The sequence below is a fragment of the Levilactobacillus zymae DSM 19395 genome (assembly GCF_001434115.1).
GTDB lineage: Bacteria > Bacillota > Bacilli > Lactobacillales > Lactobacillaceae > Levilactobacillus > Levilactobacillus zymae.
In genome coordinates, this window is the sequence record NZ_AZDW01000051.1 from 77,003 (window position 1) to 92,367 (window position 15,365).

The 15,365-nt window shown below is 56.8% G+C and carries 13 protein-coding genes; 12 read left to right on the top strand and 1 reads right to left on the bottom strand.

Annotated elements, in window-relative coordinates; genetic code table 11:
* Positions 1-10 precede the first annotated feature (10 nt).
* From FD38_RS11280 to FD38_RS11290, 3 genes are all read left to right on the top strand, one after another.
* A complete protein-coding gene (locus FD38_RS11280; protein WP_057734284.1) occupies positions 11-466 on the top strand; it encodes an arginine repressor in 456 nt (151 codons plus the stop codon).
* A gap of 77 nt (positions 467-543) precedes the next feature.
* The gene (gene recN, locus FD38_RS11285; protein WP_057734286.1) at positions 544-2,253 is read left to right on the top strand and encodes a DNA repair protein RecN; all 1,710 of its coding nucleotides are present in this window, start codon (positions 544-546) and stop codon (positions 2,251-2,253) included.
* Positions 2,254-2,413: 160 nt separating this feature from the next.
* The gene (locus FD38_RS11290) at positions 2,414-4,099 is read left to right on the top strand and encodes a SpaA isopeptide-forming pilin-related protein (RefSeq protein ID WP_057734289.1); all 1,686 of its coding nucleotides are present in this window, start codon (positions 2,414-2,416) and stop codon (positions 4,097-4,099) included.
* Between the two features lie 79 nt (positions 4,100-4,178).
* Here the strand turns inward: FD38_RS11290 and FD38_RS11295 are convergent, their stop codons facing one another.
* On the bottom strand, positions 4,179-4,508 hold the full coding sequence (locus FD38_RS11295) for a hypothetical protein (protein WP_057734400.1): 330 nt from the start codon (positions 4,506-4,508) through the stop codon (positions 4,179-4,181).
* A gap of 221 nt (positions 4,509-4,729) precedes the next feature.
* Here FD38_RS11295 and gmk point away from each other — a divergent pair, with 221 nt between their 5' ends.
* From gmk to rsgA, 9 genes are all read left to right on the top strand, one after another.
* Complete coding sequence (gene gmk / locus FD38_RS11300) at positions 4,730-5,344, top strand: guanylate kinase (RefSeq protein ID WP_057734291.1); 615 nt, start codon at positions 4,730-4,732, stop codon at positions 5,342-5,344.
* Between the two features lie 3 nt (positions 5,345-5,347).
* A complete protein-coding gene (gene rpoZ, locus FD38_RS11305) occupies positions 5,348-5,563 on the top strand; it encodes a DNA-directed RNA polymerase subunit omega (protein ID WP_020089007.1) in 216 nt (71 codons plus the stop codon).
* Positions 5,564-5,635: 72 nt separating this feature from the next.
* Positions 5,636-6,853: a bifunctional phosphopantothenoylcysteine decarboxylase/phosphopantothenate--cysteine ligase CoaBC gene (gene coaBC, locus FD38_RS11310; RefSeq protein ID WP_057734293.1), complete on the top strand. Its 1,218-nt coding sequence runs from the start codon at positions 5,636-5,638 to the stop codon at positions 6,851-6,853.
* 10 nt (positions 6,854-6,863) lie between these two features.
* Positions 6,864-9,272 carry a primosomal protein N' gene (gene priA, locus FD38_RS11315; RefSeq protein WP_057734294.1) on the top strand — a complete coding sequence of 803 codons (2,409 nt, stop codon included), beginning with the start codon at positions 6,864-6,866 and terminating at the stop codon, positions 9,270-9,272.
* Positions 9,273-9,302: 30 nt separating this feature from the next.
* A complete protein-coding gene (gene fmt, locus FD38_RS11320; protein WP_057734296.1) occupies positions 9,303-10,247 on the top strand; it encodes a methionyl-tRNA formyltransferase in 945 nt (314 codons plus the stop codon).
* Positions 10,247-11,587, top strand: coding sequence for a 16S rRNA (cytosine(967)-C(5))-methyltransferase RsmB (gene rsmB / locus FD38_RS11325; RefSeq protein WP_057734298.1), 1,341 nt, complete (start codon positions 10,247-10,249; stop codon positions 11,585-11,587). Before fmt ends, rsmB begins: the two co-directional genes overlap by 1 nt.
* A gap of 12 nt (positions 11,588-11,599) precedes the next feature.
* Positions 11,600-12,343 carry a Stp1/IreP family PP2C-type Ser/Thr phosphatase gene (locus FD38_RS11330; protein ID WP_057734300.1) on the top strand — a complete coding sequence of 248 codons (744 nt, stop codon included), beginning with the start codon at positions 11,600-11,602 and terminating at the stop codon, positions 12,341-12,343.
* Positions 12,343-14,391 carry a Stk1 family PASTA domain-containing Ser/Thr kinase gene (gene pknB, locus FD38_RS11335; RefSeq protein ID WP_057734303.1) on the top strand — a complete coding sequence of 683 codons (2,049 nt, stop codon included), beginning with the start codon at positions 12,343-12,345 and terminating at the stop codon, positions 14,389-14,391. Before FD38_RS11330 ends, pknB begins: the two co-directional genes overlap by 1 nt.
* Positions 14,392-14,467: 76 nt before the next feature.
* The gene (rsgA, locus tag FD38_RS11340) at positions 14,468-15,361 is read left to right on the top strand and encodes a ribosome small subunit-dependent GTPase A (RefSeq protein ID WP_057734304.1); all 894 of its coding nucleotides are present in this window, start codon (positions 14,468-14,470) and stop codon (positions 15,359-15,361) included.
* Positions 15,362-15,365 lie beyond the last annotated feature (4 nt).

Below are 15,365 nucleotides of genomic sequence, written 5' to 3' on the forward strand. Positions count from 1 at the left end.
GGGGCTAGGTATGAAGAAGCAAGAACGACAACAGTTGTTGAAGCGATTGTTGACGACCCGCGAGATCGAACGGCAGGAGGACTTTGTTAGCCTGTTGGCCGCGGAGGGCATTCACGTCACGCAGGCCACCATTTCCCGGGACATCAAGGAGATGCAACTGGTCAAGCTACCGGCCGAATCCGGGGGCTACCGTTATAGTTTACCGGTGCAAAAGAAGATCGATACGCAGAAAAAATTGCAACGGACTTTGCGCAACGCCTACGTCTCCTTTGCCGTGCAGGACCAGTTTACAATTTTAAAGGTCTTGCCCGGTAACGGCCCGGTGATTGCGTCACTGTTGGACCAGATGCGCTACGACTTTATTTTTGGCACGGTGGGCGATGACGGCTCGGTCTTAACGATTTGTGTTTCCCATCAGGGTGCCTTACAATTGGAAAAGACGATTGACCGCATGCTTGCGGATTAATCAGAAACGACCACGACTCACGACCAGCTTCCGCTGACGACGTAGCGGTGGTCGTTTAGTTTATAGGGGGCCAAAACGTGTTACAAGAGCTGTCCATTAAAAATTTTGCGATTATCGATCACCTCGACGTGACCTTTAAAAACGGGATGACCGTGTTGACCGGGGAAACCGGGGCCGGGAAATCCATCATCATCGATGCCGTGGGACTCCTCGCGGGGGGCCGCGGGTCGGCGAGCTTCGTGCGGACCGGGACCAGTAAGGCCGTCATCCAGGGAAGTTTCGTCTTTCCGGAAAACGGGGTGACCTACCACGTCTTAGACGACCTGGGGATCGACCACGACGACGGCAGCGTGATCCTCCAACGCGAGATTCACGCCAACGGCCGCAACGTCTGTCGGGTCAACGGCATGTTGGTCAATACCAGTACGCTCAAGCGCATCGGGGAGACCGCCGTGGACATCCACGGGCAAAACGAACACCAAGAACTGATGCAACCGGATAAGCACCTGGGGATGCTCGACGAATTTGCCGGCACTCAGGTCGCCACGTTACGCCAGCAGTATCAGGAGTTGTATCGGGCCTATAAAAAATTGAAGGCTACGCTGGAAAATCGGCGGGCCAACGAGAAGGAGTGGGCTCAACACCTCGATATGTTGAAGTTTCAGGTCAACGAGATTGAAGCGGCCCAACTCCAACCCGGCGAGGAAACGTCGCTGGTGGCGGAACGCGACCGGTTGGATAATTTCCAGAAGATCAACGATGCGTTGCAGCGCACCCAGGTCATTTTGACCGGGGAAGACACGGTCCCGGGGGTCAACGACCAGTTGAGTAGTGCCCTGCAGGCCATGCAGGAGATCGCCGACTTGTCGCCGGAGTTCAAACAGATTACGACCAGCCTAGAAAACGCCTACTACACGTTAAGCGACGCGGTGGGCGACGTGTCGTCGCAACTGGACTCGCTGGAGTGGGACGAGGGCCGGCTGGATGAGATTGAGCGGCGCTTAGAGGTCATCAACCAGTTGAAGTATAAGTACGGCGACTCGGAAGCTCAGGTCTTGAAGTACTACGACCAAATTGCGGCGGAATTAAAGCAGATGGAAGCCACCGACGAAACGGCCGACGACTTAGAGGACCGAGTGAGCGACCAGGAGACCCAGTTGCAGGCTATTGGGGAACAGCTGAGCACGGCGCGCCAGGCCGCGGCGAAGCACCTGGTCACGGCGATCCATCACGAATTGGCCGACCTGTACATGGCCAAGACCGTCTTTGCGGTCCACTTCGACCGGCCCACGGGGCACCCGTTGTTGAGTACCGGTCTGGACCAGGTGGAATTTTACCTGCGGACCAATCCCGGCGAAGCCATGCGGCCCCTCGCCAAGATTGCTTCCGGTGGGGAACTATCCCGGATCATGCTGGCGCTCAAGACGATTTTCTCGGAATCCCAAGGCGTCACGTCCATTATCTTCGACGAAGTGGATACCGGGGTCAGTGGCCGGGTGGCCCAGGCGATTGCCGAAAAGATTAGTGGCATCGCGCAAAACTCCCAGGTCTTGTGCATCACCCATCTGCCGCAGGTCGCGGCGATGGCCGACCACCACTTCTTTATCGCTAAGCAAATCGTGGGCGACCGCACGGAAACTAAGTTGACGCGGTTGAACGCGGCTAAACGCATCGATGAACTGGCCCGGATGTCGGCCGGCACCCAGGTCACCAAGTTGGCCGTCGAACACGCGCACGAATTGTTGACGCTGGCCGACGAAGCCAAGGCCAAACGTTCCGCTAATTAGACACGGTAAACGATACCGTCCGCTAACAATCGTTAGTGGGCGGTACTTTTCGTTAACAAATTATTTTTCATTGTTAACGAATTTACTCTTAAACGATTACTACCATTGAGCTATAATGAAAGCATAAGATGTAACAAATCGTTGAAGAGGGGTAACGCGTATGCGGAAGAAACTAAACTTACTGATTTTAGGCTTAGTTATGTTTTTATTGACTATTTTTGCGGGGGGAACCGTTCGGGCTCAGGCGGCAGATCTGACGTCGCAACTGTCAGGACTAACGGCGGATGCGGCAACGACGACCATTGCTGAGGACGGGGTGACCACGCCAATCGCGAATAGTGATACTTTGGAAGCCGGTCAAAACTATACAATTGTTTATAACTGGCGCATTCCCGACGGCCTGAAAGTTCACGATGGTGATACGGCAACGGTGACTTTACCCCTAACCAGTGCGGGTGGAAGTGCGAGCTTTGCCATTGTTAATCAAAGTACGGGAAAGGGAATTGGTCAGTTTACGTTAGATCAAACTAAAAGCCAGAACGGTACGATTACGTTTAACGGGGTGGACAACACGGCGGTTAATCGCCAAGGCCAAATAACCGTTAACGTCACCGGGAAATCATCTGGTGGCAGTGGGACTGAACATGGTGACTTTGTGATTGGTAAAAATGGCTGGGTATCCGGTCAAACCGTCAAGAAAATTGATGGAGAGAATGTAAAGGTGCCGACGCAGGTGACGTGGGATATTGTCTTTAACCCGAATGACGAAAACTATGGCGCCACGACGATTACGGACACGTTAGGGGCTAACCAGTCGTTTGATGAAGGTTCCGTTAAAATGGTTTCGCCAGCCAATGAAGAGCTGCCCAAGACCATTGTCTCGCCAATGACGGGGGATGGGCAACGGGTCACTTTTGATTTTGGCAACAGCCAACATAAGGTTGAGTTTACCTACACCACGACGGTAACCAATTTACCCAATATTAGTCATGGTAGTTTTACCAATACGGCCAGTTTGATCAGTGATCACGGCGCGAGTGGGACGAGTGAAATTGGCAATGGTGCCGGAACGGAGACTAATCCAGCAATCGCCCATAAAGTGGTTAAATGGGGGGGCAATGGTAATTACGATGGTGATAATTTAAGTTTAGTGCTGACCAAGCATGCAGCAGACACGAATGCGCCGTTACCGGGGGCCGAATATGAGTTACTTGATAATCAAGGAAAGGTAGCTAAAACCGGCACAACGGACGAAAATGGGAAAATAACGTTTAGTAAGTTGCCAGCGGGGACTTATTATTATGTTGAAACGAAGAATCCAACGGGCTATCAACTCGATCCCCAACCTTATCGAGTTGAGGTGCAGGCCATTAAGGGCCAAACAACGACCGGGGTTGAGGTGGTCGATCAATTAGCGCCAAGTGACTCTTCATCGGGGGATTCGTCAGGCGCTAGCATCCCAATCGTTCCTGACTCCAGCACGCCCACGGTTCCTGAGAACCCATCGGATTCTAATAGTTCATCAAATTCCGATCATTCATCTAGCTCTAGCAATTCATCGAGTTCCAACGATTCTTCTGGCACCAGTACTGCTTCCAGTACGCCCGTAAACGACGGTGGTTTTGGGGGTAACGGGGATGGAGATTCTTCCACCCCAACGTCGTCTGCTAAACGCACCACGGGTGGCGGTGCCGCCACCACGCCACAAACTCGGTCACACGGTAAGCAGGCCGTCAGTCGCTTACCACAGACTAGCGATCAAAAGTTAGCGGGAGCTATGCTAATTGGGTTCCTCCTACTGGGGGGCGCCTTGAGTTACACGGCATGGCGGCGTAACCGGGACTAATTAAAGAGTCTAATAGTGTTAAAAAAAGTCTTGCTCAACACACTCGCAGTTGTGTTGAGCAAGACTTTTAGTTACCAAGTTAATTCTGAACGCGTTGAATGGACCGGAGCAACTCCGGCGTGACAATTGTGGTGAATTGCGGGGCGCGTAAAATCAGGTGGCCGGCCGCATCCTGTTTGAGGTGACCGCTGACCGTCATCGGTGCCACTTCTGGCGCCGCTTTGAATTGGAGTTGGACAAAGTAGTGGCGACTCAGCGCCTGGTGAATGAAGTAGGTTAATTGAAATTCTGGCATTTGTGGGTAGACGGCTTGACCGTTGATCACGGGTAATTCATTAAAAAGTTCCTGATAAACGGTGGCGACGCGTTCGGTTAAGGTCGTTAACCGGGTCGCAGTTGAGTTTTGCATGCTGATCACCTCGAACATTTGTTTGTATTTTCATTATACGAACGTGCGTTCTAAAATGCAAGGCTTTTTCCCGAACAAGTTTTTTTATGAAAAATCCGGGGTGAACCCCACCATAAGACCTTAAATAGTGGTAATATAGTGAACTATAGATTAATTGCCAGCGACGCGCTACCGCGGCGCCGGTCGAACTAGAATTCAAATAATGAAGGGATTTTTAGACAATGGCGAAACGTGGAATGCTCATTGTACTCTCGGGTCCTTCGGGAGTCGGTAAAGGAACTGTGCGCAAGGCGCTCTTTGAAACGGGCGCGACCGACTTTTCCTACTCCATTTCGATGACCACTCGTAAACCTCGTAAAGGGGAAGTTAATGGCGTCGACTATTATTTTGTTTCTAAGGAAGAGTTTGAAGAAAATATTCGGAACGGGGAAATGCTCGAGTACGCCAAGTATGTTGACAACTACTATGGTACCCCGTTAAAATATGTAAATGAGACCCTCGATCAGGGAAAAGACGTCTTTCTGGAGATTGAAGTCAATGGCGCGATGCAAGTGCGAGCAAATTGCCCGGACGCTGTTTTTGTCTTTTTAACGCCGCCTGATTTGATGGAATTAAAGCACCGTTTGATTGGTCGGGGCACGGATGCCATGGACGTGATCAACAAGCGGATCAAAAAGGCTGTGGGTGAGATTCGGATGATGCGCAACTACGACTATGCCGTGGTCAACGACGAGGTCAGCAAGGCCGTCGAACGCATTCAGATGATCATTCGCAGTGAACGGTTACGGGTAACCCGGGTGATGCCGGATTACGAACAGATGATTGGAGACGAATAGACAATGCTACTTTATCCTTCAGTTGATGATTTATTAGCACAAGTGGATTCACGGTATTCTTTGATTATGTTAGCCAGCAAGCGCGCCCACGAATTGGACGCCGGCGCTAAGCCATTGCTGACCGACTACAAGTCGCCGAAAACCATCGGCCGGGCCTTAGAAGAAATTGCGGCCGGTGCCTTGATGATTGATCCGGACGAAAAGGATTTGAACGCCTAAGTTAGGGGCTGAGAAAAGACCAGGTTGCCGTTGGGTGATCTGGCCTTTTTGTTCAGAATGGGAGGTTTAGCGATGCTTCAGGATAAACACGTCACGTTGACCGTCAGCGGTAGCGTGGCCAGCTACAAGGGTGCCGCGTTGGCACGTGAACTGCAACGTGCCGGTGCCACGGTCCGAGTGGTCTTGACTGCCGCGGCCAGCCGGTTTGTGACCGCCGAAACGTTTGCGGCGCTGACCAAGGCCCCGGTCTTGACCGATACGGGCTGGTGGCACGCCGACGGAAAAATCGACCACATCGAGTTGGCCGACTGGACCGATCTGGCGTTAGCCGCCCCGGCCTCGGCCAACCTGATGGCCCAGTTCGCCAACGGGTTAGCCGATGACGCGGCCAGCGCCACCTGGCTAGCGACCGCGGCCCCCAAGGTCGTGGTCCCGGCCATGAACACCCACATGTGGCAGGCCGCCGCCACCCAGCGCAACCGGCAACAATTGTTAGCCGACGGCGTGCAGGTGCTGACCCCGGCCACCGGCTTATTGGCGGAAGGTTACGCCGGGCAGGGCCGCTTCTTGGAACCCACCGACATCGTGAGCCAATTGGCGACGCTGCCGTTAGACGCCCAAACGACCACCGCCCTGAGCGGCAAGCACCTGTTGGTCACGGCCGGCGGGACCCGCGAACGGCTGGACCCCGTGCGGTTTTTGACCAACGATTCCTCGGGGAAAATGGGTTACGCGGTCGCCACGGCGGCCCAACAGGCCGGAGCGGACGTGACGTTGATCACGGCGCCGACCAAGTTGCCCGTTCCCAGTGGAGTGACCGTGGTGCCCATCGAAAGCACCCAGGAGTTGGCCGATGCCGTCTTGACCCGGTTACCGGCGGCCGACGGCTTAGTCATGGCCGCCGCCGTCGCGGACTTTCAACCGGTCACGGCCGCGGACCAGAAAATCAAGAAAACCACCGATAACGACGAGTTAGTCTTGCGACTCAAGAAGACCCCCGACATTCTCCAGGCCGTGGCCGCCAACAAGCGCCCCGACCAGGTGGTGGTGGGCTTTGCCGCCGAGACCCAGAATTTGCTCGAAAATGGCCGCCAGAAGCTGACCAAGAAACATTTGGACCTCTTGGCCGCCAACGACGTTTCCCGGGCCGACATCGGCTTTAACGGGGACAATAACCAGGTGACCTTCCTGTTTGCCGACGGGCATAGCGACCAGACGCCGGTGACCAGTAAACGGGCCATCGCCACGACACTAATTAGTCACGTGGCCGAAATCTTTAACCAGAAATGAGGGCGGTATTGTGGCGCAAATCGCCCAAGTGATCGTCGATGTGCCGACCATGCAGACCAACGAGCCCTATTCCTATGCCATTCCGGACGCTTTACGCGACCAACTCCAACCGGGGATGCGCGTGACGGTCCCCTTTGGCCACCGGGTGGTCTCGGGGTTTGTGGTCGGGATTACCGACGACACGCAGTTTGCGGGCCAGTTAAAGCCGATTCAAGCGGTGCTGGACCTGGCCCCCGTATTAAATTCAGAATTACAACAATTAGCCGATTGGCTGGCGACCACCACCTATGCCTTTCGGATCACCTGCATCCAGACCATGTTGCCTAACCTGCTCAAGGCCCAGGTGGAACGTGAAATTGCGCCCACCGATGAGCTGACGGCCCAGGAACGAGCCACCTACTTTCCGGACGGGGGCGCCCGCGAGTTTGACAGCACCAAGCTCGACGCGGCCACGTTATCCGGCCTGTTGAAATTACGGCAGGCGGGTAAGGTCACGGTGACCTATCAGGTCAAGGACAGAGCGGCGGTGAAGACCACGCCGGGCATCACCACCACGTTACCGACCAGCCAACTCCAGGAACTAGCGGCTAGCGTAGCCAAACGGGCACCCAAGCAGGCGGCCCTGTTGACGTATTTACAACGGTTACCGGCCCAGCCGGTGCCCCAGGCCAAGGTCATCAAGGACGCCGGGGTGAGTGCCGAGGTGATCCGGGCCGGCGAGACCAAGGGCTGGCTCAAACGCCAACCACTAGAGGTCTACCGCGACCCGTTCCAACAACCGGTCGCTCCCACCCAGCCGTTGACCTTAAACGACCAACAACAGGCCGCCGTCACCGCCATCAGCACGGCGGTGACCCAGCATGACGCGCAGACCTTTTTGGTTGAGGGCGTCACCGGGAGCGGGAAGACGGAGGTCTACCTGCAAAGCATCGCTACGGCCTTGAAACAGGGCCGCAGCGCGTTAATGTTGGTGCCCGAGATCGCGTTGACCCCGCAGATGACCAACCGCGTGAAGTCGCGGTTCGGCCACCAAGTGGCGGTCCTGCACAGTGGCTTGTCCAAGGGAGAACAGTATGACGAATGGCGCCGCATCGACCGCGGCGAGGCCACGGTGGTGGTCGGCGCCCGTTCGGCGGTATTTGCCCCGATCCACCACTTGGGCCTCATCATCATGGACGAAGAACACGAAAGTAGCTACAAGCAAGACGAAAATCCGCGTTACCATGCCCGCGACGTGGCCCTATGGCGTGGTCGGTATCACGATTGCCCGGTGGTCTTAGGCAGCGCCACGCCGTCACTAGAGACCAGAGCGCGGGCGGCTAAGGGGTTGTATACCCGGCTACTGCTCGATCACCGGATCAATCACCGGCCGCTGCCCACGGTGCACATCGTGGACATGCGTGAAGAGGTCAAGCAACACAGCGGTGACGACGATTTCTCGGCGCCGCTGATGACCGCCATCCAGGAGCGCCTCGACCGCCACGAACAAGTGGTGTTGATGCTGAACCGCCGGGGCTTCTCGTCGTTTATGATGTGTCGGGATTGCGGGTTTGTCTTGAAGTGCCCGAACTGTGACATCTCGCTGACCTACCACGTCAATCCGCGGCTGATGAAGTGCCACTATTGTGGCCACGAGGAAGCCGTGCCGCAGGTCTGCCCCAACTGCCACAGCCGCAAGATCCGCTATTACGGCACCGGGACGCAGAAGGTCGAAGAGGCCTTACAAAAGCGCCTGCCGGCTGCCCGCATCTTACGGATGGACGTGGATTCCACCCGGCGGAAGGGCGCCCACGAACGGTTGCTCAAGCAATTTGGTCGGCACGACGCCGATATCTTGCTGGGGACCCAGATGATCGCCAAGGGACTGGATTTCCCTAACGTGACGCTGGTCGGGGTGCTCAACGCCGATACCGCGCTGGGGTTACCGGACTTTCGGGCCAGTGAACGAACCTTCCAACTACTGACGCAGGTCAGTGGTCGGGCCGGTCGCGCCGAGAAACCCGGGGAGGTCTACATTCAGACCTTTAACCCGGACCACTACGCCATCCAGCTGGCCCAGACGCAGGACTACGAACGGTTCTTCGTGACCGAGATGCACATGCGTCACCAGGGCAACTACCCGCCGTACTACTACGCCATCCAGCTGACGGCCAGTCACGAAGACGAACAGGTCGCGGCTAAGGCGATGTACCAGATTTTAGCGGCCGTGAAGCAGGGCCTAAGCGACCAAGCCATCGTGCTGGGCCCGACGCCCAAAGCGATTGCGCGGGTCAAGCGGAAGTATTATTATCAAGTAGTCATCAAGTATAAACACGAACCGCGATTAAAAGCGGTCTTAGACCAGATTCGGCAGGGGTCCCAGCGCGCCGCTCGCGGCTTAGCCGTGACCATCGATGCCGAACCCATGAACTTTATGTAGCTCCTTAATTTAAGAAAGTATGGTGTCAAAATGACTTCAGTGATCTTTATGGGGACGCCGAAATTTTCCGCGCCCATCTTACAAAGTTTAATCGACCACGACTACGACGTTTTAGCCGTCGTCACCCAACCCGACCGTCCCGTGGGCCGCAAGCACGTGTTGACCGCCTCACCCGTTAAACAGGTGGCCGTGGCTAACGGCTTAGAGGTCTTACAACCCGCTAAGTTAAGCGGTAGTCCCGAACTCGCGCGGGCCATCGACCTGGCGCCGGATTTGATCGTCACGGCGGCCTTTGGGCAGTTCTTACCGACCAAGTTGCTCAAGGCGGCCAAGGTCGCGGCGGTCAACGTCCACGCCTCCTTACTGCCGAAGTACCGCGGCGGGGCCCCCGTACACTACGCCATCATGAACGGCGACAAGGAAACCGGGGTCTCCATCATGTTTATGGAAAAGAAAATGGACGCCGGCGACGTCTTAGCCCAGCGCGCCATTCCCATCACGGACCAAGACGACGTGGGCAGCATGTTCGACAAACTCAGTGACCTGGGCCGGGATCTCTTATTAGAGACGCTGCCGAAGTTACTGGCCGGCGAGATCACCCCGGTCAAGCAAGACGACCAGCTGGTGACCTTTGCGCCGACCATCAAGTCGAACGAAGAACGGGTCGACCTCAACTTGAGCGCCCATCTGATCGACTGCAAGGTCCGCGCGTTGCGGCCATTCCCGACGGCCCACATCTACCTTAACGGGGTGCGGACCAAGTTGTGGCAGGTCCGCGTCTTGGATCAGACGACCGACCTCAAGCCGGGCCAACTGGTCAGCAAGGACAAGCACCATTTGGCCATTGCGACCGGCGAGAACGGCGTCTTGGCAATTGACGAACTACAACCGGCCGGGAAGCCCAAGTTAAGTGTCACGGACTTTCTGAACGGTTCAACGGATGCGCTCACAGTGGGCGAACAGGTGGCTGAATAATGACAATCGATAACGCACGTTCCTTAGCCGTAGAAAGTTTGACCCGCGTGGCTAACGGCGCTTACTCCAACTTACAACTTGATAAGACCATCGCGCACAGCGACTTAAACGACGCGGACCGGCGCCTGTTGACCAACCTGGTCTACGGGACCATCCAACACCGCTTGACGCTGGATTATTACCTGCGCAGTTTTGTGAAGCCCGGCGAAAAGCTCGAACCCTGGGTGGAAAACGTCCTCTTAGTGGCGTTGTACCAGATGCTGTACCTGGACCGGATTCCTAACCGGGCCATCTTTAACGAAGCCATCCAGTACGCCAAGGACCACGGCCACGAAGGCATTCGCCGCTTCGTCACCGGGGTCTTACACGCTATCGACCGCGAAGGCGTACCCGACGTGGCTAAGATCAGCGACCCGCTCAAGCGGTTGAGCGTGACCTATTCGATGCCCGAATGGCTGGTCACTCGCTTGAGCGACCAACTGGGCGAGGATAAGACCGTTAGCATCTTAGAGACCATCAACCAGCCCGCCGCCCAATCCGTGCGGGTCAACACCGCGGTAACCACCAAGACCGAGGCTAAGGCCGAACTCGAAATCGCCGGTTTCTCGGTCGAGGAAAGTCAGGTTGCCGGTGCCGGGTTACGGCTAGACGGGCAACCCGCCAGCCGTAGCGAGCTCTTTAACCAGGGCCAAATGACCATTCAAGACGAAAGCGCCATGTTGCCGGTCGAAGCCTTACAGATCCAACCCGGCGACCAGGTCTTAGACGCCTGTGCGGCCCCGGGGGGTAAGACCACCCAAATCGCGGCGGCCTTAGATCCCAATCAGGGGGGCCAGGTCACGGCACTCGACCTGCACGACAAGAAGGTCAAGCTGATTGCCCGCAACGCCGCACGGCTACAGGTCGCCGACCGAGTCAACGCCATGGCGTTAGACGCCCGCAAGGTGGACCAAAAGTTTGCTAACCAGACCTTCGACAAGATCCTGGTGGACGCGCCGTGTTCCGGGATTGGCCTGATTCGCCGGAAACCCGAGATCCGCTACGACAAGACGCCGGAAGACAGCCAACACTTACAAACCATTCAACTGGCCATCTTAGACGCCGTCAGCCGGAAACTGAAGCGTAACGGGTTACTGGTCTACAGTACCTGCACGATTCTGGACACCGAAAATGCCGACGTGGTGGCCCAGTTCTTGGCGACCCACGATAACTTTGAAAGTGTGCGGGTCACCACCACGAAGAACGTTAAGGCCGACCGGGATACGGACACCTTAGCGATCTATCCCGACGATTTCGATACGGACGGGTTCTTCGTGAGTGCCCTGCGCCGGAAAAACTAGGGGTGATCGACCATGGAAGTTGCTTATCGGACGGCCATTGGGGAACAACGGGCCGATAACGAAGATTACGTCGACGTCTTTACCAACCGGGCGGGCCAGCATCTGGCCATCATCGCGGACGGTATCGGCGGCCATCAGGGGGGCGACGTCGCCAGTGCCATGGCGGTCTCGCACCTCGGCCATAACTTCGAAGCGACCGCCTGGCGGACGGCTGAGGACGCTCGCGCGTGGATCAGCGGCCAGATCACGGTCGAAAACCGGTCCATTATCGAAAAATCCAACCAGTTCGCCGATTTGAACGGCATGGGGACCACGTTAGTCGCAGCGGTCTATTTCACCACGGAGGTCGTGGTCGCCAACATCGGCGATTCTCGGGCCTACCTGTTGCGTGATGATAAATTGCGGCAGCTGACCGAGGACCATTCGCTAGTCAACGAGCTGGTCAAACGCGGGGAGTTGAGTCGCCAGGCAGCCCGGCACCATCCGCAAAAAAACATCATCGTCCGGTCGCTTGGCATTTCGGCCGACGCCAACTTTGACCTCAATACCTACCCGCTGGTCGCAAACGACCAACTCCTGTTGTGTACCGATGGGTTGACCAACATGGTCGACGACGCCCAAATCAAGGACGTGTTGACCAGTGACCAGACGGCGGCCCAAAAATGTGACCACCTGGTGGCCTTAGCCAACGCGGCGGGGGGCCTCGACAACATTACCGTGTTGATCGTGGTGAACCACGGGAAGGCGGCGAGCTGATGCGGACCGGATACACTTTAAACGGACGCTACCGGATCATCCGGGCGTTAGGTGAAGGTGGAATGGCCAACGTTTACTTGGCTCACGACCTGATCTTAGACCGCGACGTGTCCGTCAAACTGTTACGTCTAGACTTACGCGACGATCCCAGTACCGTGCGGCGGTTTCAGCGCGAGGCGTTAGCGGCGACCGAGTTACTCCACCCCAACATCGTGCAGGTTTACGACGTGGGGGAAGAAAACGGCATGCAGTACCTGGTGATGGAGTACGTGCAGGGCACCGACCTCAAGGCCTACATCAAGGACCATTTTCCGATTGCCTACCAAGAAGTGATCGAGATCATGGAACAGATTCTGAGTGCCGTGAAGTTGGCGCACGAACACAACATCATTCACCGCGACTTGAAGCCGCAAAACATCCTGATCGACCCGCAACGGGTGGCCAAGATCACCGACTTCGGTATCGCGGTGACCCTGTCCGAACACAGCCTGACCCAGACCAACACGGTGCTGGGTTCCGTGCACTACTTGTCGCCGGAACAGGCCCGCGGGGGGATGGCCACCAAGCAATCGGACATCTATTCGTTAGGCATCATTTTATACGAAATGCTGACGGGTACCGTGCCGTTTGAGGGCGAGACCGCTGTGAGCATTGCGTTAAAACACTTCCAATCGGAGATTCCGTCCGTGCGCGCCGTGGACGCCAACATCCCGCAGGCGTTAGAAAACGTGGTCTTCAAGGCCACGGCCAAGCGTCCGCAAGACCGCTACCCCGACGTAGCGGCCATGGCAACGGACCTAAAAACGGCCCTATCGCCGAGTCGGGCGGGTGAAGAGCGCTTTGACCCAGCGGGCGACGATGACGGGGAGACCAAGGTCTTGCCGCTGAGCGCGTTGAGTAGCCTAACGGCGGCCGACCATGCCGCGGAAGCTGACGCCACGCCGGCTGCCACGGCGCCACAACCGGCCGCGACCGCGAAGACGGCAACCGGGGATGCGGCCGACGCGGCCACGGCGAAGGGCCGTTACCGCAAGCGCCACCCCCGCCGGTTTCGGTTTATCTGGGCGGCCGTGATTCTGTTTTTCCTGCTGGTCGGGATCCTGATCGGGGTGGCCCTGTTTCAGCCCCAGATGACCAGCGTGCCTAACGTGGTCGACCGGAAACAGGCCAGCGCCCAGACCACGCTGACGGCGGCCCACCTGAAGGTCGGTGAGATTCACCGAACGTCCAGCGCCAAGGTCAAGTTACACCGGATCATTCGGACGGAACCGCGCTCGGGAACGCAGTTGAAACGCAATACCGAAGTCGACCTGTGGATCAGTACGGGCCCGCAACGTTATAAGCTCAACGATTACAAGGGTGATGCGTACGCCAGCACGGCGGCGAAGCTCCAAGCGTTAGGCTTTAAGGTCCACCGCGAGTCGGTCCACTCGACCAGCGTGCCGGCCGGGCGCATCATGCAACAGAGCGTGTCGGCGGGCCAGAAGGTGATCCCTAAGGACACCGCCATCACCTTTACGGTCTCCACCGGGTCCCAGACGGTCACGTTAAGCGACCTGACGGACAAGACCAAGACCCAGGCCCAGAACTACGCGGCCGGGCACAACCTGAACCTGGCCTTCCGTTACGCCTACTCCAACGACGTCGACAAGGGCAAGGTCATCCGGCAGTCGCCGGGTGAGGGGGCCGTGGTGCAAGAGGGGGACGAAATCACCCTGACGCTCTCGCGGGGCCCCGAAAGTAAGGGACCGGCGACCGACCAGTTCAACGTGCGGGTGCGTATCCCGTTTGACAGTAGTTCATCGAGTACCAGCGACGCTGACGCTAGCGACAGTAGCACCGTGGCCTCGTCGGCAACGGAGAACCTGATTCAGATCTACCTGAAGGACCAAGATCACCAACTCAGTTCAATTTATAAACAAATGACCATTACCAGCGACGCGACCGTGACCTTACCGTTTACGGTGGCCAGCGGGAAGGCCGGAGCTTATAAGATTGTCCGCAACGGGACCGTAATCGCCGAGGATAAACACGTCACGAAAGATTAAGAAAAAAACCTGCATTTATGGCTCAGTTCTTTTATAATAAAAGGGAACTGAGCTTTTTTAGTAAAGGAGGTGCGTCATGGAGGGACAAATTCGCCAGTCGCTGAGTGGGTTTTACGACGTGTTCAGTGACGGGCAGCTTTACCGGACCCGCGCGCGAGGTAATTTCCGTAAAAAACGGGTGACCCCGCTGGTGGGCGACCGGGTAGAGTTTGAAAGTTCCACCCCCAAGGAAGGCTACATCTTAAAGATTTTGCCGCGGGATAACGCGTTGACCCGGCCCCCGGTCGCCAACATCGATCAGGGCGTGGTGGTCACCGCCGTTAAGGCACCGGACTTTTCCACCAACCTGTTGGACCGGCAACTGATCGCCTTAGAGGTCAGCCACATCGCACCGGTGATCTATCTGACCAAGACCGATTTGATCGACGACCAGCGCTACCAGGAGTTTGAGACCCTGGCGGCGGGGTATCGCCAAATCGGTTATCCGGTGATCCTGAGTCGCGAGCCGTTCGCCGCCGCTGGCTTAGACCAGTTACGCGACCTACTGGCGGACCAGGAAACCGTGATCATGGGCCAGACCGGGGCGGGGAAATCTACCCTGCTCAACCACATCTCCCCGGACCTGACCCTAGCGACCGGGGAAATCTCGACCGCGTTGAACCGGGGCCGTCACACCACCCGGAAGGTCAGCCTGATGCCCGTGGCGGGCGGCTTAGTGGCCGACACGCCGGGGTTCTCGTCGTATGACACGCTGACCATCGATTACCGGGAATTGGGGCAATATTTCCCCGAATTTCTCGCGTTGGCCAGTCAGTGTCGCTTTCGGGGCTGCGTGCACGTCAACGAGCCCGGTTGCGCGGTCAAGGCCGCGTTAGAGGCCGGCGATGTGTTGCAGAGTCGTTACGACAATTACCTGCAGTTACTCACGTTGTTAAAGAACCAAAAACCTGTTTACAATAAAAAGAAATGAGGAA